Raw genomic sequence first — 23,990 nt, 5'->3', positions numbered from 1 at the left:
GTGCTGCGGTGCGCGGTCAGCCGCGCTGTACGCAGCACACATTAGCCCGGTGAGGGGACACGGAACGCTCCGACGCCGCACGCCGGAAGCGAACACGGACCGGGAACACGCTCCCGGGACGGTCCGGAAGGCGTTCCGGGACGCACCGCGTCAGTGCTCCGTGCCGTGCAGCGGGAAGCCCGCGATGCCGCGCCAGGCGAGCGACGTCAGCAGCTGCACCGCCGTGTCGCGCGGGATGGTGCTGCCGCTGGAGAGCCAGTAACGGGCGACCACCTGGGAGACACCGCCGAGCCCGACGGCCAGCAGCATCGACTCGTCCTTGGACAGGCCGGTGTCCTCGGCGATGACCTCACTGATCGCCTCGGCGCACTGGAGCGACACCCGGTCGACGCGCTCGCGCACGGCGGGCTCGTTCGTCAGGTCCGACTCGAAGACCAGGCGGAACGCGCCGCCCTCCTCCTGGACGTACGCGAAATAGGCGTCCATCGTCGCGGCCACGCGCAGCTTGTTCTCCGTGGTCGACGCGAGGGCGGTGCGTACCGCCTGGAGCAACGACTCGCAGTGCTGGTCGAGGAGGGCCAGGTAGAGCTCCAGCTTGCCCGGGAAGTGCTGGTACAGGACCGGCTTGCTCACCCCGGCCCGCTCGGCGATGTCGTCCATCGCCGCCGCGTGGTACCCCTGTGCGACAAAGACCTCCTGCGCCGCGCCCAGGAGTTGATTGCGTCGGGCTCGGCGGGGCAGGCGCGTGCCTCGTGGGCGTGCCGCCTCTGTCTGCTCGGTGGCTGTCACGCCGCCTCCCATGTCTTTCGGTGTCGCGGCCTTTCAACAGCACGGCCGTTCCGTGCGCCGTGTGCGCCACGCCCGCCATCGTACTTTTGGGTAACCCGCCTGTGCGCGGTGCGGGCGCAGAATTTCACGGACCGGACGGCCGCGGAAGACTGATCAGGCGCTGATCAGGAGCTGATCAGCGATAGTCGTCCTCGTCGAGGGCCACGACGCGGGCCTGTTCCGTGGCGTCCGCCTCGTTCGCGGAGCCCGGGTCGAGTTCGTTCAGCGGAGCGTCGTGGTTCTCCTGCCACTCCGTGTGCTGCTCCGCGGCGTCCGCCTCGGAGACGTCGTCGTCCAGTACGCCCGGCTCGCCGGGGGACTCCTCCTCCACTTCCGCGAAGGTGTCCGGATCGGTGGGATCAACAGTCATGCGTGGCTTCCTTCCGGGACGGAGACAGGGGGTGACGCGTACCCCCTTGCTCCGAGGGTAGATCTGTGACGGCGAACACACGATTCAGTACGTGATCGTCTCGTAACATTGCCGCATGTCCTCGACCGAGCTGCCCGCATCCAGCCTCGCCGCCGCCACCGCGGTGCCACGGGTCAGTGCCGTGCGGGTCGCCGAGGGCGAGAAGCTGCGCTCCGTCACCCTGCCCGGACTGACGCTGAACGTACGCACGCGGCCCGCGACGCGCGCCGGCCTCCCGCCCGCGCTGTACGTGCACGGTCTCGGCGGATCCTCGCAGAACTGGTCGGCGCTGATGCCGCTGCTCGCCGACCACGTGGACGGCGAGGCCGTCGACCTGCCCGGCTTCGGGGACTCCCCGCCGCCGGACGACGGCAACTACTCGCTCAACGGGCAGGCGCGCGCGTGCATTCGGCTGCTCGACGCGAGCGGGCGCGGACCGGTGCACCTCTTCGGGAACTCGCTGGGGGGCGCGGTCGCCACGCGCATCGCGGCCGTCAGGCCCGACCTGGTGCGTACGCTCACGCTCGTCTCGCCCGCCCTCCCGGAACTGCGGGTGCAGCGCACGGCGGTGCCGACCGGGCTGCTCGCGCTGCCGGGTGTCGCCTCGCTGTTCGCCCGGCTCAGCAAGGACTGGACTGCGGAGCAGCGCACGCGCGGGGTGATGGCGCTCTGTTACGGCGATCCCGAGGCGGTCGATCCCGAGGCCTTCCGGCATGCCGTGAAGGAGATGGAGCGGCGGCTGCAACTACCGTACTTCTGGGACGCGATGACGCGTTCGGCGCGGGGCATCGTCGATGCGTACACACTGGGCGGGCAGCACGGCCTGTGGCGACAGGCCGAGCGGGTGCTCGCGCCGACGCTGCTGGTGTACGGAGGGCGGGACCAGCTCGTGTCGTACCGTATGGCGCGCAGGGCGGCAGTGGCTTTCCGCGATGCGCGGCTGCTGACACTGCCCGACGCCGGGCACGTGGCGATGATGGAATATCCGGAGGCGGTCGCCAGCGCTGTCCGGGAACTGATCGATGACTGCGGTAGGAGCTGATCCGGCGCGTGGGACGTCATAGTCGCCGAGGCCCTGCCCCCGAGAGGGCGGCCGGGAATCCCGCCATACCCGGCACCGGCGAGGAAGCCGTGGTGGGGCGGGGCGCGGGAAGCGGACGGCGCAGGCACGGGGGAGAGGCCGGGTACGACGCCCCGCCGGCGCCCGGGTACCTGCAGGAACCACCGCTGCCACCGCAGCCACGACCACAGCAGTCACAGCAGTACGGCGGCACCCCGGCTCGCGGGGTGCCGCACGTGCGCGGCGGGCACCCCGAGCAGCGTGAGTCCGGCGGTGGCTGGGGCGCCGCGCAGGGCGGGCGGTACGGCGACTGGCAGGCAGCGCCTGGTGGGACGCAGGGGTCGCATGAGCCGCAAGAGGCGCAGGGACCTCGGCTGGACTCGACCGGTCCTCAGCCCCAGGTGCGGTTCGCGGCCGGGGCCCGGATACCGGGCCCGCGGCAGGATTTCGTCAAGGCGTTCGACGCTCCGCCCCGGATCCCGTCCGTCCCGCGCGATCCTTCCGGTGCCACGGCGACCGGTCCGGACCGCGGGGAAGAGGGGCACGAAGCCGCTGCCGCCGCTGCCGGCGGTCGTCGTGACCACGACGGGCACGACGGGCGCGACGGTGGTTTCGGCGGGACGGGCGACGCGCCGGCCAGGAACGGCAAGGGGCGGACCTTCACCGGGATCGCCGCGGCCGCGGTGACCACCGTGCTCGCCGTTGTGGTGGCCGGGCAGGTCGCCCAGGGTGAGAAGGAGTCCGCCGCGACCCCGGCCGCCGAGGGCCGGAGCGCCAAGGGGGGCGACGCCTCCCGTTCGGACGCCCGGCCGACGCCGTCCCGGAAAGCGGAAGCCGCCCCGGCGACGTACGAGCAGCAGATGGCCAGGACGTACCCGATCGACCCGAAGCTGACGGCGGACGGCGACTTCGAGGCGATCGGCGGCTTCGACAAGGCACCCGGCAAGGGACAGAAGTTCTCCTACCGGGTGGACGTGGAGAAGGGACTCGGACTCGACGGCGCTCTCTTCGCCCGCGCCGTGCAGGAGACCCTCAACGACGACCGGAGCTGGGCGCACAACGGTGCCATGACGTTCGAGCGGATCTCCTCCGGTCAGCCGGACTTCGTCATCACGCTCGCGAGCCCGGGCACCACGGGGGTGTGGTGTGCGAAGTCGGGTCTCGACACGCTCTCCGGCAACGTCTCGTGCGATTCGGCGGCGACCGAGCGCGTCATGATCAACGCGTACCGGTGGGCGCAGGGGGCGAAGACGTTCGGCAAGGACAAGATGTTCGAGTACCGCCAGATGCTGATCAACCACGAGATCGGCCACCGGCTCGGGCACGGTCACAAGAACTGCGAGACACCCGGCGCGCTCGCGCCGATCATGCAGCAGCAGACGAAGTCGCTGGACATCGACGGCATCAAGTGCAAGCCCAACGCCTGGGTGTATCCCGGCAATTGAGGATGCTGCGCACTGGCCGCAACCTGACATTCCGTAACCGCGCAACCCCTTGGCGCGACAGAACGCCGCTGCGGGGTGAAAGTTACGCGCGTTCACCCCTTCTGGTGGCGCGACGGACAACCGTCCGTCGCGTCACCGGCATGTCCGCATACGGTCGTCCCGCTGTGAGCCGCCGGACCAACGGCGGCCGCTCGCAAGGGAGATCGGAGGTGCGCCCGTGCGGATCGGACTGCTTACGGAGGGTGGCTATCCGTATGCCACCGGTGAGTCCCGGCTCTGGTGCGACCGGCTCGTGCGCGGGCTCGCGCAGCACGAATTCGACGTCTACGCCCTGAGCCGCAGCGCCCGCCAGGAGGCGCAGGGCCGGGTCCGGCTGCCGCCCCAGGTGCGGCGCGTGCGCACCGCACCGCTGTGGGCGCCGCAGGGCGACGGCAGGGCGTACGGCCGGCGTGAACGGCGCCGCTTCGCCGGGTGCTTCGGGGAACTGGCCGACGCGATCTGCGCGCCGGACGGAGAAGGGGCGGGCGACCGCTTCGCCGACGGCCTCTACGGGCTCGCGGAACTGGCCGCCGAGCGTGGCGGCCTCCACACCGCCCTGCGCTCCGAAACCGCCGTACGCACCCTCGAAGCCGCCTGCCGCGCCCCTGGCGCCAACCGCGCGGTGCGCACCGCGAAGGTCTCCGACCATCTCGAGACCGTCGGCTTGCTGGAGCGGGCGCTGCGGCCCCTGTCCCTGGACTGGTACGACGCGCAGGGCCTCGGCGCCGTCGACCTGTGCCACGCGGCTTCCGGCGGGTCCGCCGCCCTGCCGGGACTGCTCGCCGGGCGCTTCTTCGGCGTCCCGCTGCTGGTCACCGAGTACGGCGTACAGCTGCGCGCGCACTACCTCGCCGCCGGCGGCACGTCCCGGAGCGTGCCGGTGCGGACGCTCCTGGCCGCCTTCCACGGCAGGTTCGCCGCCGAGGTGTACGCCCGGGCCGCCCTCGTCACACCGGGCAACGCGCACGCCAGGCGGTGGCAGGAGCGGTGCGGCGCCGACCGCGCCAAACTGCGTACCGTCCACCCCGGCATGGAGTCCGGCCGTTTCGCGGTCGTGGGGGAGGGAAGCGACGGCGGCGACCCCCGGACACTGGTCTGGGTCGGCCGCGTCGAGCCCGCCAAGGACCTCGTCTCGCTGCTGCACGCCTTCGTCGAGGTGCGCAAGGAGGAGCCGCAGGCCCGGTTGCGCATCGTCCACAGCCGGCACGGGCAGGACGCCGGGGCCACCGCCTATCTCGCGCACTGCGAGGCGCTCGCCGCCCAGCTCTTCCCCGACGAGGCGGCCGACGCGCACGCCGTCGGCGACAACCCCGTCTCCTTCGAGGACATCGGCGGCCCCGGGGCGGCGGACCTGGCCGACGCGTACGCCGCGGGAAGCGTGGTGGTGCTCTCCAGCGTCGTCGAAGGCTTCCCGGTCAGCCTGGTCGAGGCGATGTTCTGCGGACGCGCCACGGTCTCGACGGACGTCGGCGCGGTCGTCGAAGTCATCGGCGGTACGGGCCTGGTGGTCCCGCCGCGCAATCCCCGCACGCTGGCCGACGCCTGTGTGGCACTGCTGCGCGATCCGCGGCGGCGCGAACGGCTGGGTGCGGCGGCGCGCGCACGCGCGCTCGAACTCTTCACGGTCGAGCAGAACATCGCGGCATTTCGCAGTATCTACCTGGAGTTGATCTCGCGCTGCCCGGTGCGGCGCGAAGCGCTCGGGACGGACGGGGAACCCCTGCTCTTCGCCAACCCGGCGGAAGCGCATGTGCCGGGCCGCTGGGCGGGAGGCGGTGCGGGCGGCGGGGCGCCGGGGCCGCGCTGGGCGAAGGGCGCCGGTGCGGCCCGGCCGGTGGGCACGGGTGCGGGGCCGGGGGCGGGAGAGCGTGATGTCTGAGCCGCGCAGTCGGCAGGAACCGGCGAGATCCCCCGCGACCGCAGCCGCAGCAGCGACCGCAGCCATGACCGCGACCGCGGCCGTCGGAGCGGGAGGCACGCGGATGGGCGCATCCCGTACGACGGCTGCCCCCGGTCGCACCGGGGGCTCGGGGAGCCTCCCGCCGCGCCGCGGACCCGCCGACCCCGTGCGGGCGCTCATGCACCGGCACCGGGAGCTCTGCGAACGGGCCGTCGACCCACTGGAGATCGCCGCCGGTCTCGAAGCGCACGGGGTGACCGACAGGACCGCCGCGCGCTTCCGCCACCGGGACGTCTTCGCGCTCGCCGAGGAGTTGTACGCACGCGTGCCGCGCGCCGGTGACGGCGTCGGGGAGCCCCCGGCGCCCGAGACGCTCCCGCGCGCCGGCTGGATCGCGTACGCGCTGCTGCCCGGCGCCGCCTGTGTCCTCACCGCCGCGGGGATCGAACTGACTGACGGGCAGGCGGAGTTGGCGGTCGGTGCGGCCGGGGCTCTGATCGCCGCGGTCACGCTCGTCCTGTGCCTGCGCCACGGGCCCCTGCGCGCCGAGGGGCGCACGGCGCCCGCCGCGCGCCTGTGGGTGTGCTGGCTGCTCGGATACGGCGTCTTCGGGGACGGACTGCTCGGCCGGCTCGTCGCGGGCGGCCCCGGCCCCGGTCCCGGTCCCGGCTCCGGTCCCGGTTTTGGCCTCGAAGGGCCCTGGCCGGTGGCGACGACGACGCTGGTGGCCCTCGCCGTGGCGCCGGCCCCCGCGGCCTGGTGCGCGCACCTCATCGCCGTACGGGCGCGGCGCAGGCTCGCCGCGAGCCGTGACACCGAGGAGTTCGCGGCGGCGGTCCGGCCCCTCGTACTCGGCGTCACCGGACTGTTCACGGGCGTGCTCCTCTGCCTCCGCATCGGGGCGGGAAGCGTGACCGGCGACAGCGGGTGGGCCGCTGCGGCGTCCGGCGTCGCCCTCGGCGCGCTCCTCTTCCTCGCCCGCCTGCTTACCGTCCACGGCTTCTCCAGGCCCGCATCCACCGGGCTCGCCGCCGCGTCCGCCGTGCAGATCGCCGCGCTTTCCGCCGTACTCGCCGCGCGCCTGCCCGGTTGCGGCTTCCTCGCCCGGCCCGTCGAGGTGCTCGTGGAGACCGGCGGCGCGGGCGCCGTCCCGGCGGTCGCCTGCGCCCTGGCCGCGCTCGCCCTGCTCGTCCACGCGACGGCGGCGCTCTCCCGCGCCTCCGCCCACGCGCCCGGACCCGGCACGTCCGACGCATCCGACGCATCCGGCCCGCAGGGTCCGCACTGACCGCACAGATCCGCCACCACCGTCACCGCCTCCCGCGGAGCCGACGTCGCGGGCGTACACCGCAGCACTCACCGAACACCCCGAAGGAGAACGTGATCATGACCCCCCAACCCCCAGCATCAGCCGGTCGGCACCGAGGGGACGCGCGATGAGGGTCCTGCTGCTGGGTGCCAACGGATATCTCGGCCGCTTCGTCGCCGACCGGCTGCTCGCCGACCCGGCCGTGCAGCTCACCGCCCTCGGGCGGGGCGACGACGCCGACGTACGGTTCGACCTCGCCACCGGCAGCCCCGGTGCGCTGACCCGCTTCCTGAACGCCGTCCACCCCGGAGTCGTCATCAACTGCGCGGGCGCCACCCGCGGCGGCGCCCGCGACCTGACCCGGCACAACACCGTCGCCGTCGCCACCGTCTGTGAGGCCCTGCGCCGCAGCGGCTGCGGAGCGCGGCTCGTCCAGCTGGGGTGCGCCGCCGAGTACGGGCCCTCGCAACCGGGGTCGTCCACCGCCGAGGACGCCGTACCCCGCCCCGGCGGCCCGTACGGTGTGAGCAAACTCGCCGCCACCGAGCTTGTGCTCGGCTCCGGGCTCGACGCCGTCGTGCTCCGGGTCTTCTCGCCGGTCGGGCCCGGTACGCCCGCCGGCTCGCCGCTCGGCCGGCTCGCCGAGGCGATGCGCCGCGCGATGCAGTCCGGGGACGGCGAGCTGAAGCTCGGCGGCCTCGGCGTGCAGCGTGACTTCGTCGACGTGCGCGACGTGGCGCGCGCCGTGCACGCCGCCTCCCTCTCCGCCGCGCAGGGCGCCATCAACATCGGCACCGGCCGTGCGGTCCGGCTGCGGGACGCCGCCGCGGTCCTGGCCAGGGTCGCGGGCTACGGCGGTGCCCTGCACGAGCTCGACGCCCCTCCCGGTTACGCCGCGGGCAGCGCGTCGGCGGCGGCGCGCAACGGGGGAGTGGGCGCAGTGCTCGCCTCGGTGGGCGCACCGCGCGGCGAGACGGCACCGGAGCACCTGGGAGCCCCGTACCCGTACCCGGACGGCTGCGGCAGCTGGCAGCAGGCCGATGTGCGCACCGCGCGCGACCGGCTCGGCTGGCGTCCCCGGATCAACCTGGAGGAGTCGCTCGCCGACATCTGGATGGAGGCCGCGTGTCGCATCTGACCACGTCCCGGCTGCGACAGGCCGCGACCGCGGCCGACCGCATGGGTTTCGGGGTCCCCGGCTACGCCCACCCGCTCGTCGCCCCGGTCGAATGGGCCGAACTCACCCGCCCCGGGGCCCCCTTGCACTGGGTGGTGCTCAACGTCTCCAACGGCCCGGGCGCCCGCCCCGACCCGCACTGCCTGGAGGCCGCGGGCCGCATCCGCAACGCCGGTGTCAGGGTGCTGGGCCGGCTCGACGCGGTGTACGGAGCCAGACCTTTCGGCGAACTCGTCTCCGACGCGCACCGGTTCCGCGACTGGTACCGGGTCGACGGCTTCTATCTGGACCGCTGTCCCGCCGACCGGACAGAGCTCCCCGGGGTGCGGCGCCTCGGCGCCGCGCTGTCCGCACTGGCCGACGGCGGCCACCTGGTCCTCGGCCACGGTACGCACCCGTACCCGGGTTATGCGGAGACCGCCGACCAGCTGGTGACGTTCTCGGGGCCGTGGGCGGACTACCGCTGGTCACAGGTGGCGGAGTGGACCGCGGACCATCCGCCCGAGCGCTTCTGCCACCTGGTGCACGGCCTGCCGCGCACGCACCTGGAGGAGGCCGTGCGGATCGCCCGCTGGCAGGGCGCGGGGACGGTCTTCCTGACCGACCGCAGCGGCCTCGACGGGCAAACCGATCCATTCGAGACACTGCCCGGTTACTGGGACGAAATCGTCTCGCGGATCGGACCGGGTGTCTCGGAATGAGGAGGGGCGTGGCAGTGTTACGCGGAGAACAACCGTACTGATTGACCGACCTACGGAGTCCCCGTGTCGCTGCCACCCCTGGTCGAGCCCGCCGCCGAGCTCACTGTCGACGAGGTTCGCCGGTACTCCCGCCACCTGATCATCCCGGATGTCGGGATGGACGGGCAGAAGCGGCTGAAGAACGCCAAGGTGCTCGCCGTGGGCGCCGGTGGCCTGGGTTCGCCCGCGCTGATGTACCTCGCGGCCGCCGGCGTGGGAACGCTCGGCATCGTGGAGTTCGACGAGGTCGACGAGTCGAACCTGCAGCGCCAGATCATCCACAGCCAGGCCGACATCGGCCGCTCGAAGGCCGAGTCCGCCCGCGACTCGGTCCTCGGCATCAACCCCTACGTGAACGTGGTCCTTCACGAAGAGCGGCTCGAAGCCGAGAACGTGATGGAGATCTTCTCCCAGTACGACCTGATCGTCGACGGCACCGACAACTTCGCGACCCGCTACCTGGTCAACGACGCGTGCGTGCTCCTGAACAAGCCGTACGTCTGGGGCTCGATCTACCGCTTCGACGGCCAGGCGTCCGTGTTCTGGTCCGAGCACGGTCCCTGCTACCGCTGCCTCTACCCCGAGCCCCCGCCGCCGGGCATGGTCCCGTCCTGCGCCGAGGGCGGCGTGCTGGGCGTGCTCTGCGCGTCCATCGGATCCATCCAGGTCACCGAGGCGATCAAGCTCCTGGCCGGCGTGGGCGACCCGCTGGTCGGCCGGCTGATGATCTACGACGCCCTGGAGATGCAGTACCGCCAGGTCAAGGTCCGCAAGGACCCGGACTGCGCGGTCTGCGGCGAGAACCCGACCGTCACCGAGCTCATCGACTACGAGGCCTTCTGCGGCGTCGTGTCCGAGGAGGCGCAGGAGGCGGCGCTCGGCTCCACGATCACTCCCCAGCAGCTCAAGGAGTGGATCGACGCCGACGAGAAGATCGAGATCATCGACGTCCGCGAGCCGAACGAGTACGAGATCGTCTCCATCCCGGGCGCGCGGCTGATCCCCAAGAACGAGTTCCTGATGGGCGCCGCCCTCCAGGACATGCCGCAGGACAAGCGCATCGTCCTGCACTGCAAGACGGGTGTCCGCAGTGCGGAGGTCCTCGCGGTGCTCAAGTCCGCGGGCTTCGCGGACGCGGTGCACGTCGGTGGCGGCGTCATCGGCTGGGTCAACCAGATCGAGCCGGAGAAGCCGATCTACTAGGCCTTCGCCGTACGCGGGCGATTCGCTGTACGCAGGCAGGGAGGGGCCGTCCCGCACGTCACGTGCGGGACGGCCCCTCCCTTTCCTGCCCGTCGGTGCGAGCCGGATCCCGCGCATCCGCCTCGTCCGCCGCATCCGTTCCGCACCGGGGCCGGCGCTTCGCGCGGCTGCCGGCCAGGCGGCCGCTGATCACGCGGCGCAGGTGGTGCCGTCCGCCGGGACCTTGCCGTCCAGGAAGTACGGGTCGACGGCGTGCGCTATGCATCCGTTGGCCGTCAGGTACGCGCCGTGGCCCTCGCCCTCGTACGTGATCTGCACGCCGACGCCCCTGCCCAGCTCCTCGACCATCCGCAGCGAACCCTCGTACGGCGTGGCCGGGTCGCCCTTGCCGCCGATGACGAGGACGGGAGCCGCGCCCTCCGCGCCGACCTCCGGGGTCTCGTGCTCCCCGTCGACCGGCCAGGAGGCGCACCAGCCGGCCAGGTCCCAGGCGAGGTACGGGCCGAAGACGGGGGAGACCTTCCGGAAGTCGGCCAGGTGGACCGCCCTGACCCGCTCGCCGCTCACACGTCCCTTGGCGTCGGCGCAGGAGATGGCGCGCTGGGCGTGGTGCGCCGTGCCGTAACGCCCGTCCGAGTCCCGGTCGTTGTACGACTCGGCGAGCGTCAGCAGCGCCGTGCCGTCGCCGTTCTCGGCTTCGCGCAGGGCCTTGGTCAGTGCCGGCCAGCCGTCCTCGCCGTACAGCGGGGCGATGATGCCGGTGACCGCGAGGCTCTGCGTGAGCGGGCGGCCGGTGCCGGTGGTCAGCTGCTCCTTGTCGAGCCGGTCGAGCAGGCGCACGACGCGCGCGGTGCCCGCCTCCGCCGTGGTGCCGGTGCTCCTGAAGTAGTTCTCCAGCGCGCGCTGGAAGCCCAGGGCCTGATTGCGCGCGTGGCGGACGAAGTCCGCGGACGGGTCGACGACCGCGTCCAGCGCCATACGGCCGACGTTCTCCGGGAACAGGTGGGCGTAGGTGCCGCCCAGCTCCGTACCGTAGGAGAAGCCGAAGTAGTTCAGCTTCTTGTCGCCGAGGACGTGGCGGATCAGGTCCATGTCGCGGGCGGCACTGCTCGTGCCGACATACGGCAGGACCTTTCCGGAACGCCTGGCGCAGCCCGCGCCGAAGGCGGCCGAGTCGTCGAGGTAGGCCTTCTCCTCGGCGGGGGTGTCGGGGGTGGAGTCCAGCCGGAAGGAGGCCTCGGCCTGCTTGTCGTCCTGGCAGACGACGGCGGAGCTCTCCGCGACGCCACGCGGGTCGAAACTGACCAGGTCGTAGCGGGAATGCAGGGTGTCGAACGCCGGTGCCGCGCCGGGCAGCCCCGCCACGCCGGAGCCGCCGGGCCCGCCGAAGTTGAACAGGAGCGAACCGACGCGCCGGTCGCCGTCGGTGGCCTTGGAGCGGATCAGCGCGATGCCGATCGTCCCGCCGCCCGGCCTGCGGTAGTCCAGCGGGGCGGTGAGGGTGGCGCACTGCCAGTCGCCGCCGGGGGCCCGGGCGGCGCCGCCGGCCGCCTTGCGGGGCGCGGCACACCGCTTCCAGTCGAGCTGCTGGCCGGTGAGCGCGGCGGGGAGGGCGGGCTGCTCGCCGTCGTCGTGGCCGCCCCGCGGGGCCGTGGAGGTGGCCGTCGCGGGCGCGGGGGACGTGTCCCCGCCGCCCGTGGAGCCGCTGCCGCTGCCGCTGCCGCAGCCGGTGGCGGCTCCCGCCGTGAGCAACGCGGCGGCCGTCAGGGCGACTGCCCGTACAAGATGTGCCACCACGACCCCCACGGACACCGGCATTCGAAAGCGGATTCGTCATCCTAGGCGGAGCCACTGACAGGACCACTGAGAGGACCACTGCCAGGAGCACCGGCAGAACCGGCGGCAGGCTTACGGGCAGACGGTCCCGGAGGCCGGGACCCTGCCCCTCAGCAGGTACGCGTCCACCGCTCTGTGCACGCACCGGTCGCCGCTGTTGTACGCGCCGTGCCCCTGTCCCTTGTACGTCAGCTCGATGCCGACGCCTTCACCCAGCTCGGCGGCCATCTCCTTCGCGCCCTCGTAGGGTGTCGCCGGGTCGCCGGTGTTGCCGATGACGACGATGGGGGCCGAGCCGGGCGCGCTCACGTCGGGGGTGTCCGACTCTCCGGGCACCGGCCACTCGGAGCAGCCCATCAGGCCCCAGCCCAGGAAGTCGCCGAAGACGGGCGAGGCCTTGCGGAACTCGGGGAGCTTCGCCTTGGCGTGCGCCATGTCGTGGCGCGCTTTGTTGTCCACGCAGCTGATGGCGGCGTTGGCGGCGCCGATATTGCTGTACGAACCGTCGGGGCTGCGGCCGTTCATGGCGTCGGAGAGGGTGAGCAGAAGCTCGCCGCTGCCGCCGTCCGCCTCGTCGAGGCCCTGCTCCAGGTACTTCCAGTACTCCTTGGAGTACAGGGCCTGGAGGATCCCGTTGGCGGCGTGGCTCTGCGTCAGCTCGCGGTCGCCGATGCCCTTGACGGGCTTCTTGTCGAGCCTCCGGAGGAGGCCGACGACGAAGTCCTCGATCTCCTCCACGGAACCGCCGGGCAGCGCGCACGCGTCACCGCGTTCGACGCAGTCCTCGGCGAAGTTGTCCAGGGCGAGCTGGAACCCCTTGGCCTGGCCGAGCGAGCTCTGCTCGGAGGACCGGGTGGGATCGACGGCGGCGTCGAAGACCATCCTGCCGACGTTCTCGGGGAAGAGGTGCGCGTAGACGCCGCCCAGTTCGGTGCCGTACGAGATGCCGAAGTAGTGCAGCTTGTCGTCGCCGAGGACCTGCCTCATCAGGTCCATGTCGCGAGCGGCGTTGGTGGTGCCGACGTACGGGAGCTCGTCGCCCGAGTTCTCCTCGCAGGCGGAGGCGTACGACGCGAGGCTGTCGGTGAAGGCCTTCTCCTCGGCGGCGTCGTCCGGGGTGCCGTCCTGGGCGTAGAACTCGTCGAGCTCCTCGTCGTCCTGGCACTGGATGCCCACACTGCGGCCGACGCCGCGCGGGTCGAAGCTGACGAGGTCGTAACGGGAGCGCAGCCGCTCGTAGTTCGCGGCCAGGGAGGGCAGGCCGGTCACGCCCGAAGCGCCGGGGCCGCCGAAGTTGAAGACGAGGGAGCCGATGCGGTCGTCCGTGTCGCGGGCCTTCGCGCGGATGAGCGCGATTTCGATCGTCTCGCCGTCGGGCTTCGCGTAGTCGCGCGGGGCGTCCATGAAGGCGCACTGCCAGGCGTCACCGCCGGGGAGGGGTTCCGGGGAAGCGCCGCCGCCCTCCGCGACGGACGGGGCGGAACAGTCCGCCCAGTCCAGCTCCTGGACGGCGAGATCCCTGTTCCCGGCGCCGCCCCCGCCCCGGCCGTCGCTGTCGGAACAGCCGGCGAGGGACACGAGAACGGCCGCGGTGGTGAGAACGGCCGCGGCACGCAGGGCGGCGGAAGTCGGCATGGATCCATCGTGCGACGGGACGCGGGAGCGTGCGCTCCGGGAGCGCCATTCGGGACGGCACGGGCAGCCGCGCCGGCCGTGCGCACCGGGGTACGGCTCAGAGCGCGACCAGGGTGACCTCCGTCGCCTTCACGCTCACCCACACCCGCACCCCCTCCGCGAGCCCCAGTTCCGCGGCCGCCACCGGAGTGACCTCCGCGACGACCCCGGGGGCCGCGTCGATCAGGACGCGCAGGCGGCTCCCGTGCGCCGTCAGCTCGCGGACCGTTCCCGGCCAGTTGTTGCGCGGGCTTCCCGTGGGCCGGTTCCGGTGTACGGACACGGCCTCGGGGCCCACGACGGCGAGGCCCGGGGCGCCGCCGGGCAGCGGTTCCGCTGCGACCAGGTGTGCGCCGCCGCGCAGCTCCAGGCCGTCGGCCGTCGTCGTGCCGGGCCAGGCGTTGCGGCCGAGCATCCGGGCCACCCAGGGGGAACGCGGATGCCGGGCGACCTCCGCCGGAGGGGCGTACTGCACGGGCTCGCCCTCCTCCAGTACGAGGACGTGGTCCGCCAGCGAAACGGCTTCGACCGGATCGTGCGTGACGATCAGGCAGACGCCGGGGAAGCCCGCGAGGTGGTCGCGCAGGGCGTGCCGGACGCGGGCCCTGGTCGTCTGGTCCAGTGCGGCGAGCGGCTCGTCGAGGAGGAGGAGGCGGGGGCGTGCGGCGAGGGCGCGGGCGAGGGCGACGCGCTGCGCCTGGCCCCCCGAGAGCTGGCCGGGCCTGCGGTGCGCGAGGTGGCCGACGCCGAGCCGGTCGAGCCACTCCTGGGCCTCCGCGCGCGCGCGTGTCCTGGGAGCGCCCTGGGAGGTTCTCCCGTACGCCGTGTTGGCGAGTGCGGTCATGTGCGGGAACAGCGCGCCGTCCTGCGGCACCCAGGCGATGCCGCGACGGTGCGGCGGGAGGGGAGCGACGTCCTGTCCACCGAGCCGGAGGGAGCGCGCGGTGGCCCGGTCGGTGAGTCCGAGGAGAGCGCGCAGGAGGGTGGTCTTGCCCGCTCCGTTGGGGCCGACGACGGCGACCGTACGGCCGCCCGCGACATCGAGCCCCACGCGCGCGTACCCGTCGACCTCGGCGGCCAGCGGCCACCGGGGAACGTCGCCGGACCGGTCACCGGCGTCACCGGCCCCGCCGGTGGAGGGCGCGTTCCCGGGAACGGCGTCCGGGCCCGCAGGCAGGGCACCCGGAGACGGCGCGTCGTCCTCGGGAGCCGGCGCCGTCGCCGGCGCGCCGCGGTCCGCGCCCTGCGGGCCCAGCCAGCGGCCCCGCAGGGCGATCAGTACCGCTGTCGCCACCGCGAGCAGCAGCAGGGACACCGCCACGGCGCCGTCCGGGTCGTTCTGCAGCAGCAGGTAGACCTGGAGCGGCAGGGTCTGTGTGGTGCCCGGCAGGTTGCCGGCGAAGGTGATCGTCGCCCCGAACTCGCCCAGTGCACGCGCCCAGCACAGTGCCGCACCCGCGAGCAGTCCCGGAGCGACCATCGGGACGGTCACCGTGAAGAACGTCCGCAGCGGTGACGCACCGAGCGAAACAGCCGTCTCCTCGTACCGGGGGTGCAGCCCGGCCAGTGACCCCTCCAGACTGATCACCAGGAACGGCATCGAGACGAACGCGGACGCGACGACCGCCCCCGCCGCCGAGAACGGCAGGCTCACCCCGAACCAGTCCGACAGCTGCTCACCGATCAGCCCGCGCCGCCCGTACCCCTGGAGGAGCGCCACACCTGCGACCGTCGGCGGCAGCACCATCGGCAGCATCACCAGAACGCGCACCAGAGCCTTGCCGCGGAAGGGGACCCGCGCCAGCAGCCACGCCAGCGGCACGCCCAGTACGAGCGACAGGAGCAGCGCCCACCCGGAGACCACCAGTGACAGGCCGAGCGCCTCGGTCACGGCGGGCGCGGACAGCCGCCGGGGCAGCGACGACCACGGCGCGCCGGCGAGCACCCCCGCCAGCGGGAGCAGCAGGAAGGCGACAGCCAGCCCCGCCGGGAGCGTGAGCGTGAGCGGCACACGCCCCTTCACCGGGCTCACGGCGCCTGGAACCCCGCGTCGCGCAGCAGCTTCTGCGCCTTCGGGGAAGTGAGCCACCGCACGAGGTCCGAGGCCTCCTCGCTGTGCTCCGAGCCGTCGAGGACCGCGGCCGGGTACGAGGCGACCGCGTTCTGCGCGTCGGGCACGGCGACCGTGGCGACCTTGCCCCCGGCCGCCGCGGCGTCCGTCACGTACACCAGACCGGCGTCGGCCTCGCCCAGCTCCACCTTGCTCAGTACCGCGCGCACGTTCGGCTCCTGGGAGACGGGCTTCACCTTCACTCCCGCCCCGTCCAGAATCTCCTGGCTGTAGCGGCCGACCGGCACCTCGGGCGCCGCGAGAACCACCTTCAGACCGCCCCTGGAGAGGTCCTCCAGTCCGCCGATCTTCTCCGGATTGCCCTTCGCGGTGGCGATGGTGAGGCGGTTCCTGGCGATGACGACCGGGTCGCCGGTGTCCTCCTTCAGCCCGTCCATGGTCGTGGTGTCGGCGGTGACCAGCGCGTCGGCGGGCACTCCCTGGCGCACCTGGGAGGCGAGTTCCTGCGAGCCGTTGAAGGAGAAGGTCACCTCCGTGCCGGGGTGCTCCTTCTCGTACGCCGCGCCGGCCTCCTCGAAGACATCGGTGAGCGAGGCCGCGGCCAGCACGGTGATCTCGGCGGTGCCCGCCTTCTCGCCGGCCTGCGGGCCCCCGCCGTCCTCGGCGCCACAGGCGGCGAGCAGCGGGACGAGCAGCGAGGCGGCGACGGCGGGCAGGACGGTACGGCGCACGGAGACCCCTGGAGTGTCGGTCGCGTTCGGCGGGAACACCGCCGGTTCACGCGCGGTCGATGTGGACATTGGTCGACTTCACGCGGGCCACCGCCTCCATCCCGACCTCCAGGCCGAGCTCCTCGACGGCCTCCCGGGTCAGCAGGGAGACCAGCCGGTGCGAGCCCGCCTGTATCTCGACCTGGGCGGCGACATCGCCGAGCTTCACCGCGGTGATGATCCCGGCGAAGGCGTTGCGCGCGGTCGTGTACGGGACCTCGCCGTGCTCGTCGGCCTGCTGGGCCAGCTCGACGGCGTACGCCGCGAGAACGGGTCCGTCGACCAGCCGCCGGCCGGTCTCGTCCCTGCGCGTGGTGATCCGGCCGGCGTCGGCCCAGCGGCGGACGGTGTCGGGACTGACGCCGAGGAGCCGCGCCGCCTGTTGAGTGGTGTAGGACCGCATGTGCGGCAATGTATGGCCGTTCGGTCCGCACCTGCAAGGAAGATCGGGTGATGCTCCTGGCAGATGCGGTACGGCTCGTACGAAGTGACCAGAGGTGGGCCGGAGGTGGCTAGAGCTGTTCCTTGCGCGTCAGGTGGTTGAAGAACAGCCATCCCGGCAGCACCGGCAGCCAGAAGGTCAACAGCCGGTACAGCAGCACCGCCGGGGTCGCGACCGCGGCGGGCAGGCCCGCGAACGTCAGCGCCGTGATGAGCGCACCCTCGACCGCGCCGATACCGCCGGGCGTCGGCACCGCGGAGCCGAGCGCGTTGGCGGTCAGGAAGACGACGGCGACGGTGGCGTAGCTCAGGTGGACGTCGCTGCCGAAGGCGCGGATCGACGCGTCCAGGCACATCACGAACGCCGCGGTCAGCAGGAGCATCCCGCCGATACCGGTGATCAGCTTCTGCGGCCGCTGCAGTACGTCGAGCATGCGCGGCACCACACCCGCGAACAACGACCGCACCCGCGTCACCACGAACCTGCGCAGGATCGGCACGGCCGTCACCACCAGCGCCAGCACCGCCGCCGTCAGCAGCCCCGCGATCACCGTCCGGGACGGGGAGAGCGTGGGGGTGTGTTCGGTGCCCGTCATATAGCCGAAGACCATCAGCAGCGTGATGTGGCTCGCGAGGCCGAAGAGTTGCGAGGCGCCGACACTCGCCACCGCGAGCCCGGGACGCACCCCGGCGCGCTGGAGGAAACGGGCGTTGAGCGCCACACCGCCGATCGCCGCCGGCGCGACCAGCTTCACGAAGGACCCGGCCACCTGTGCTTTGACCGTCCGCCAGAAGGCGACCTTCTCGGGAACGAAGCCGAGCAGGCTCATCGCCGCGGCCGGGTAGCTCAGCGCGGAGAACAGCACGGCCACCGCGGCCCAGCGCCAGTCCGCCTTCGCGATCGCCTCGGTGATGTCGTTGGCCATCAGCGTCGAGATCAGGAAGTACGCGGCGAACGCGCCGGCGACGACGCTGACGAGCGTGCGGAGCCTGATGCGTTCGAGGCGGGCCGGCTCGATCGGCGCCTGCGGCCGGATGAGCAGCACCTGGTGACGGATCTGCGTCAGCAGGTCCTCTTCGCGCGCTTCCTCCAGGGCCTCCTCTATGGCCCCCTTCTCGGCCTTCTTCCCCGCCCGTACGGATTTGCGGCCACCGGCCGCCGCGGCTTCGCCGGCGCCGGGCTCCCCGGCCTCGGCCGCCTTGGCGGCGTGCGACGCCTCGAGCACCGCCTCGCGCTCGCGCTGCGAGCGTTCGCGCGCCAGTTTGCGCAGCGTCGCGCGGGTGGAGCGGCTGAGCGCGATCGGCTGGAGCAGCGGCAGGCTGTCGGCGACCGCGTCGGGCCCCAGCACCTCCACGGCGGCGGCCACGGCGCGCTCGGCGCCCGCGCGCAGCCCCAGCGTCGTCAGGAGCTGGGCGACGTCCATGCGCAGGACGACGTCGCCCGCGGCGATCTCACCGCCGCGCAGATCGGTCAGGATGACCTTGCCGGAACGATCCACCAGGATCGCGTCGCCGACGAGTCTGCGGTGCGCGATGCGGCGCGACTGGAGGGCCTTCACCTGACGCCAGGCACCGCGCAACAGCTCGTCGGTGATCTCCTCGTCGGGCAGCGAGTCCAGGGAGCGGCCGCCCAGGTGCTCGTACACGAGCATCACGGCGTCGGGGCCGAGCTCGGACGTGGCGATCAGCTTCGGCGCGTTGGCCCCGGCGGCGATGGCGGCGTACGCGAGCAGCGCCTCCTGCTCCAGGGCCTGGCGCAGGGACTGGATCGAGCGGCGCTGGGTGATGCCGCGCAGGGTCACCTGGCGCCACACCCGGTAGAAGAACCCCTGCGCCTGCTGCTCGCGGTCGACCACGGTGACGTCGAGGGGCGGCCCGTCCTCCAGGGTGACGAGATAGCGCCGCCCGCGGTCGCCCTGCTCGGCCGAGTCGGGCACGTCCTCGGCGCGCATCGCCGTCACGGGGCGGAAGCCGACGTGCCGCAGGCCCGCGAGGAGGGTCTGCCCGGTGGGCCGTACGTTCGGGGACCCGACGGCGTAGAGCGTCCCGTACGCGACGGTCCAGCCGATCAGCACGGTGACGATGATCGAGAACGGAGTGGTCTGGCGGCCGACGAGCACGGCGAACGAGTTGAGCAGCAGCACCGCCCACAGCGCCACGCGCCAGCGTGGCCTGCGGGCCATGCCGACGGCTGTCATGTAGGCGATGACCGGCGCGAGATATCCGTGCACGGGATCGGTCAGTCCGCCGTTCTCCGCGGCCTGGGTGAGCGCTTCCCTGATCGTGTCCGGGGCGGCCTCGGAGACCCACAGGTCGGTGGCGAGCGCGACACCGTGCGCGAGCACGGCCGCCAGAACGCCGTCCGCGATCCGCAGTCCGTCGCGCTTGACCAGCCGCTCGATCGCGAAGGCGACCGGGAGGATCAGCACGGCGATGCTGGAGATGAGGCCGGCCAGCTTGATGAAGACGTCCGGGGTCTGGCCCGTGCCCTTGCTGATGTCCTGTTCGAGCCCGGACGCGGTGCCGTGCGCGAAGGCCGCGATGGCCAGTACGCAGACGATGCCCAGTACGCCGACGAGCAGCCGTACCAGGTCGGAGGGGCGGTGCACGCGCGCGGAGAGCAGCGGTTCGTCGCCGGACACTCGGTCGATGTGGCTTCCCGCGGGCCCGCTGTTCATGTTCTTCGTGGGCCTCTCGGGAGCGTTCTCGGAAGCGTCAGGGTGAGACTCGGCGCCAGGGGTGCTCGCCGCCGGGGGAGGCTGCACGCCCTGCTCCTTCATCGCGTCTTCTCGATCTCGTATCACCTGTCACCGCCCGGATGATGGTGGCATGACCGGATGACAGAGGGGGGCATCAGGGTGCATTGCGGGGGCGTGCGGTGTTTTGGGCACGCCCCATGGAGCAGTGCGCACTGTCGGTGCCGTGGTGCAGGATGGGCCGGATGAACGACGAGCCGGAAGCCCCCGCACTCCCCGAGTACGCCGAGCGCGTGCTGGAGGTGGCGGAGATGATTCCGCCCGGACGTGTGATGACGTACGGGGACGTCGCCGAGTGGCTCGAGGAGGGCGGCCCCCGTCAGGTGGGGCGGGTGATGGCGCTCTACGGCGGCGGCGCGCCCTGGTGGCGCGTGGTGCGTGCCGACGGCGCGCTGCTGCCCGGCCACGAACTGCGCGCACTGGGGCACTACCGCGCGGAAGGCACCCCGCTGCGCACGGCCCCCCGGCAGTCCGGGGACCATCTGCCGCGCCTGGACATGAAGCGGGCGCGGTGGGACGGCGCCGCGGGCGGCGGCCCGGGCGACGGAAGTGGACAAACTCACACGGCTCACACCTGACAGCCTCCAGCATGCGGCGGCGCGGCGGGCGGCGCCGGGAGCGTGCGGGGCGCGGGAAGGACACGGGCCGGGGCGCCGGACCGGGTACGAGGCGGATTCGCTGCGTCCCCGCCGCCCGCTGGCGTAGCGTCCTCTGGACGCGGCACGCGCAGAGCGCTCATCCCGCACCCACCGCGCTCCGCGCGCGGCAAGTCAACCCGTACACCCACCAGGACCGGCGATCCACGTGAGCTCCTCCCCTTCCACAGGTTCCGCCTGGAATCCTCCGCACCGTCAGGCGCGGCAGCGGACCCCGAGCGCGTACCGACTGGTGCGTACCCCGCCGGGCCCGGTGGATCCCCCTCTCCTGGACGCACGGCAGCGCGCTGTGGTTGACCACCCGGGCGGTCCGTTGCTGGTCCTCGCGGGACCGGGCACCGGAAAGACGACGACCCTGGTGGAGGCCGTCGCCGCGCGCGTGGCCAAGGGAGCCGACCCGGCGCGCATCCTGGTGCTCACCTTCAGCCGCAAGGCGGCGGTGGAACTGCGCGACCGGCTGGCGCTGCGGCTCGGCGGCGCGTACGGACCGCAGGCGACCACGTTCCACTCCTTCTGCTACGCCCTGGTCCGCGCCCACCAGAACAGCGACCTCTTCAGCGAACCCCTGCGCCTGCTGTCCGGTCCCGAGCAGGACGTCGCCGTACGCGACCTGCTCGCCGGCCACGTCGAGCTGGAGCACACCGGCCTGCCGTCCCCCGTCCGGTGGCCGGACGAACTGCGCGCCTGTCTCACCACGCGCGGCTTCGCCGACGAGGTCCGCGCGGTACTGGCGCGCAGCCGGGAGCTGGGGCTCGGCCCCGACGCCCTCGGAGCCTTCGCGGCGCGCACGGGACGGCCCGACTGGAAGGCCGCGGCGGCCTTCCTGGCCGAGTACCTCGACGTACTCGACATGCAGGGCGTCCTGGACTACGCGGAACTGGTCCACCGCGCGGTGCTGCTCGCCGAACGGGCGGAGTTCACGGGGCGGCTCAGCGCGCGGTACGACGCCGTCTTCGTGGACGAGTACCAGGACACGGACCCCGCGCAGGTCCGTCTCCTCCACGCCCTGGCCGGCTCCGGCCGCACCCTGGTGGCCTTCGGCGACCCGGACCAGTCGATCTACGCGTTCCGCGGTGCGGACGTCGGCGGCATCCTCGACTTCCCGGACAGGTTCCGTACAGCGGACGGCTCCCCTTCTCCGGTGGAGGTGCTGACGACCTCGCGCCGCTCGGGAGCCGGCCTCCTGGCGGCCACCCGCCTGCTCACCCGCCGGATGCCGCTGACGCGCCTGCCGGCCGAGAAGGTACGGGCCCACCGCGACCTGGCTCCGGTACGCGAAGGGGGCCGCGTGGAGGTCTTCACGTATCCGACGGCGGGCACGGAGCTCGACAACATCGCGGACATCCTGCGCCGCGCCCACCTGGAGGAGGGCATGCCGTGGAACGAGATGGCGGTACTGGTACGCGCCGGCGGCCGCACGATCCCCGCCGTACGCAGGGCCCTCACGTCCGCGGGCGTCCCCCTGGAGATCGACGGCGACGACCTCGCCCTGCGCCACGAGCCCGCGGTGGCCCCCCTGCTGACGGCCCTGAGGGCAGTGGCCGGGGCGGCGGTCACCCCGTCTCCCGCCGTGTCCCGGGAATCCGGCCCCGCCACCGGAGAACCGCCCCTCGCGGCGCCGGCGCCGGCCCACGGCAGCGGAACCGACGCCCCTGGCGGACCGGACACGTCCGCCGTGCGGGAGGACACCGACGCTGCCGGAGAGCCCGGAGAGCCCGGAGAGCCCGCCCCACAGTCCGAGGAAGAGCAGGAGGAGGAGAAGGACCGGACAAGCCCCGCCCCGCCCGCTGCCACCACCTGGCTCAGCACGGAAGCCGCCGCCGAGCTGCTCGCCTCGCCGCTCGCCGGCATGGACACCGCGGACCTCCGCCGTCTCGGCCGCGCCCTGCGCGACGAGGAGCGTGCCGCCGGCAACCGGCTCCCGCCGTCCTCCGACGAACTGCTCGCCCGCGCTCTCGCCGAACCCGAGCGCCTGGCCGCGCACGATCCGGCGTACGCCCGTGGCGCCCAGCGCCTCGGCACGCTCCTGCGCAAGGCCCGCACCCTCCTCGAAGCCGGCGGCACCGCCGAAGAGGCCCTCTGGGAGCTGTGGAACGGCACCCCCTGGCCAGGGCGCCTCGAACGCGCCGCCCTGCGCGGCGGACCGGCCGGCCGCAACGCCGACCGCGACCTCGACGCCGTGTGCGCGCTGTTCGACACCGCCGCCCGCGCCGAGGAGCGCTCCGGCGGCCGCGGCGCCCTGAACTTCCTGGAAGAGCTCGACGCCCAGGACATCGCCGCCGACACCCTCAGCAAGCGCGCCGTACGCCCCGACGCCGTACGCCTGATGACCGCGCACCGTTCGAAAGGGCTGGAGTGGCGCCTGGTCGTCGTGGCGGGAGTGCAGGAGGGCCTGTGGCCGGACCTGCGCCGCCGTGGCTCGCTCCTCGAAGCGGACCGGATCGGCCGCGACGGCCTCGCCGAGCCCCTCACCCCCGGCGCCCTCCTCGCCGAGGAACGCCGCCTCTTCTACGTCGCCGCGACCCGCGCGCGCGAGCGCCTGGTCGTCACCGCAGTCAAGGCCCCCGCCGACGACGGCGACCAGCCCTCCCGCTTCCTCACCGAACTCGGCGTCGAACCCCGGGACGTCACCGGCCGCCCCCGCCGCCCGCTCGCCGTGGCCGCCCTCGTCGCCGAACTGCGCGCCACCACCGTCGACCCGGCGGCGACCCCCGCCCTGCGCGACGCCGCCGCCCGCAGGCTGGCCCGCCTCGCCGCCCTCGCCGACGAGGACGGCCAGCCGCTGGTCCCTTCCGCGCACCCGTACCGCTGGTGGGGCCTGTACGACCCGACGCACAGCAGCATCCCCCTGCGCGACCGCGACCAGCCCGTGGCACTCTCGGGAAGCGCACTGGACCAGCTCGCGAACACCTGCTCCCTGCAGTGGTTCCTGGGACGCGAGGTGAAAGCGGACGCACCCGCGACCGCCGCGCAGGGTTTCGGCAACGTCGTGCACGTCCTGGCCGACGAGGTCGCGTCCGGCCGTACACCCGCCGATCTCGCCGTACTCATGGAACGCCTCGACTCCGTCTGGGACGCCCTGGCCTTCGACGCCCCCTGGAAGTCCCAGCAGGAGAAGGAGCACGCGCGCGTGGCGCTCGAACGCTTCCTCCAGTGGCACGTCATGGACCGCGGCGGTCGCACCCCGGTGGCGACCGAGCACGACTTCGACGTGACCCTGGAGGCGGGCGGCGAGTACGAGGTGCGCATCCGCGGTTCCATGGACCGCGTCGAGGCGGATGCCGAGGGACGGGCGTACGTCGTCGACTTCAAGACGGGGAAAGCGGCCCCCACGCGCGAGGAGGTCGCCCACCACCCGCAGCTGGCCGTCTACCAGCTCGCCGTACGGGAGGGCGCGGTGGACGACGTCTTCGGCGGGACGCGCCCCGAGCCGGGCGGCGCCGAACTCGTACAGCTGCGGCAGCCGGCCGCCAAGAAGGACGGCGGGGAGGCCCTCCCCAGGATCCAGGCGCAGGAGCCGCTCGCCGGGGAGTGGGTCGGCGATCTGCTCGCCACCGCCGCGGGCCGCGTACTCGACGAACGCTTCAGCCCGGCCACCGGCCAGCACTGCACGCACTGCGCGTTCCGTGCCGCGTGCAGCGCGCAGCCGGAGGGCCGCCACATCGTCGAGTAGCGC

Annotated in this window: 17 protein-coding genes; 9 read left to right on the top strand and 8 right to left on the bottom strand. The window is 73.1% G+C overall.

Annotation, left to right across the window (positions count from 1 at the left end; genetic code table 11):
• Positions 1–150: 150 nt before the first annotated feature.
• Both BN1555_RS10795 and BN1555_RS10790 read right to left on the bottom strand, forming a co-directional pair.
• Positions 151–789 carry a TetR/AcrR family transcriptional regulator gene (locus BN1555_RS10795; RefSeq protein ID WP_093803330.1) on the bottom strand — a complete coding sequence of 213 codons (639 nt, stop codon included), beginning with the start codon at positions 787–789 and terminating at the stop codon, positions 151–153.
• A gap of 175 nt (positions 790–964) precedes the next feature.
• Positions 965–1,198, bottom strand: coding sequence for a hypothetical protein (locus tag BN1555_RS10790; protein WP_093799175.1), 234 nt, complete (start codon positions 1,196–1,198; stop codon positions 965–967).
• A 115-nt stretch (positions 1,199–1,313) separates the two neighbouring features.
• Here BN1555_RS10790 and BN1555_RS10785 point away from each other — a divergent pair, with 115 nt between their 5' ends.
• The 7 genes from BN1555_RS10785 to moeZ all read left to right on the top strand — a co-directional run bounded on the left by BN1555_RS10785 (position 1,314) and on the right by moeZ (position 10,110).
• Positions 1,314–2,279 carry an alpha/beta fold hydrolase gene (locus BN1555_RS10785; RefSeq protein WP_093799174.1) on the top strand — a complete coding sequence of 322 codons (966 nt, stop codon included), beginning with the start codon at positions 1,314–1,316 and terminating at the stop codon, positions 2,277–2,279.
• Positions 2,280–2,449: 170 nt separating this feature from the next.
• Positions 2,450–3,742, top strand: a complete 1,293-nt coding sequence (locus BN1555_RS10780) for a DUF3152 domain-containing protein (protein ID WP_255306393.1) — start codon at positions 2,450–2,452, stop codon at positions 3,740–3,742.
• Between the two features lie 217 nt (positions 3,743–3,959).
• Positions 3,960–5,660, top strand: a complete 1,701-nt coding sequence (locus BN1555_RS10775; protein ID WP_093799172.1) for a DUF3492 domain-containing protein — start codon at positions 3,960–3,962, stop codon at positions 5,658–5,660.
• Positions 5,661–5,763: 103 nt separating this feature from the next.
• Entirely contained in the window at positions 5,764–6,969 is a 1,206-nt protein-coding gene (locus tag BN1555_RS10770; protein ID WP_141662836.1) for a hypothetical protein, read from the top strand.
• A gap of 148 nt (positions 6,970–7,117) precedes the next feature.
• Positions 7,118–8,128: an SDR family oxidoreductase gene (locus BN1555_RS10765; protein ID WP_093799170.1), complete on the top strand. Its 1,011-nt coding sequence runs from the start codon at positions 7,118–7,120 to the stop codon at positions 8,126–8,128.
• Positions 8,116–8,868, top strand: coding sequence for a spherulation-specific family 4 protein (locus tag BN1555_RS10760; protein ID WP_176710016.1), 753 nt, complete (start codon positions 8,116–8,118; stop codon positions 8,866–8,868). The genes BN1555_RS10765 and BN1555_RS10760 overlap by 13 nt, the downstream gene beginning before the upstream one ends.
• Positions 8,869–8,931: 63 nt before the next feature.
• A complete protein-coding gene (gene moeZ / locus BN1555_RS10755; RefSeq protein ID WP_093799169.1) occupies positions 8,932–10,110 on the top strand; it encodes an adenylyltransferase/sulfurtransferase MoeZ in 1,179 nt (392 codons plus the stop codon).
• 189 nt (positions 10,111–10,299) lie between these two features.
• Here the strand turns inward: moeZ and BN1555_RS10750 are convergent, their stop codons facing one another.
• The 6 genes from BN1555_RS10750 to BN1555_RS10725 all read right to left on the bottom strand — a co-directional run bounded on the left by BN1555_RS10750 (position 10,300) and on the right by BN1555_RS10725 (position 19,580).
• On the bottom strand, positions 10,300–11,907 hold the full coding sequence (locus BN1555_RS10750; RefSeq protein ID WP_093803328.1) for an alpha/beta hydrolase: 1,608 nt from the start codon (positions 11,905–11,907) through the stop codon (positions 10,300–10,302).
• Between the two features lie 111 nt (positions 11,908–12,018).
• Positions 12,019–13,581, bottom strand: a complete 1,563-nt coding sequence (locus BN1555_RS10745) for an alpha/beta hydrolase (protein WP_093799168.1) — start codon at positions 13,579–13,581, stop codon at positions 12,019–12,021.
• A gap of 97 nt (positions 13,582–13,678) precedes the next feature.
• Entirely contained in the window at positions 13,679–15,631 is a 1,953-nt protein-coding gene (locus BN1555_RS10740; RefSeq protein ID WP_255305983.1) for an ABC transporter permease, read from the bottom strand.
• Positions 15,632–15,648: 17 nt separating this feature from the next.
• Positions 15,649–16,491 (bottom strand): molybdate ABC transporter substrate-binding protein, encoded by an 843-nt coding sequence (gene modA / locus BN1555_RS39645; RefSeq protein ID WP_093799166.1) that lies wholly within the window; start codon positions 16,489–16,491, stop codon positions 15,649–15,651.
• Positions 16,469–16,864, bottom strand: coding sequence for a TOBE domain-containing protein (locus BN1555_RS10730; RefSeq protein WP_093799165.1), 396 nt, complete (start codon positions 16,862–16,864; stop codon positions 16,469–16,471). Before BN1555_RS10730 ends, modA begins: the two co-directional genes overlap by 23 nt.
• 109 nt (positions 16,865–16,973) lie before the next feature.
• Positions 16,974–19,580, bottom strand: coding sequence for a lysylphosphatidylglycerol synthase transmembrane domain-containing protein (locus BN1555_RS10725; protein ID WP_255305982.1), 2,607 nt, complete (start codon positions 19,578–19,580; stop codon positions 16,974–16,976).
• Between the two features lie 263 nt (positions 19,581–19,843).
• Between BN1555_RS10725 and BN1555_RS10720 the strand changes: the two genes are divergently transcribed.
• Both BN1555_RS10720 and BN1555_RS10715 read left to right on the top strand, forming a co-directional pair.
• The gene (locus tag BN1555_RS10720; protein WP_304364347.1) at positions 19,844–20,236 is read left to right on the top strand and encodes an MGMT family protein; all 393 of its coding nucleotides are present in this window, start codon (positions 19,844–19,846) and stop codon (positions 20,234–20,236) included.
• A gap of 226 nt (positions 20,237–20,462) precedes the next feature.
• Entirely contained in the window at positions 20,463–23,987 is a 3,525-nt protein-coding gene (locus tag BN1555_RS10715) for an ATP-dependent helicase (protein WP_093799162.1), read from the top strand.
• Positions 23,988–23,990: the final 3 nt, after the last annotated feature.

Source organism: Streptomyces sp. Wb2n-11 (assembly GCF_001049855.1).
GTDB classification, from domain to species: domain Bacteria; phylum Actinomycetota; class Actinomycetes; order Streptomycetales; family Streptomycetaceae; genus Streptomyces; species Streptomyces altiplanensis.
Note: the sequence above shows the minus strand (reverse complement) of the source record. Positions and strands in the feature narration are given on the sequence as shown.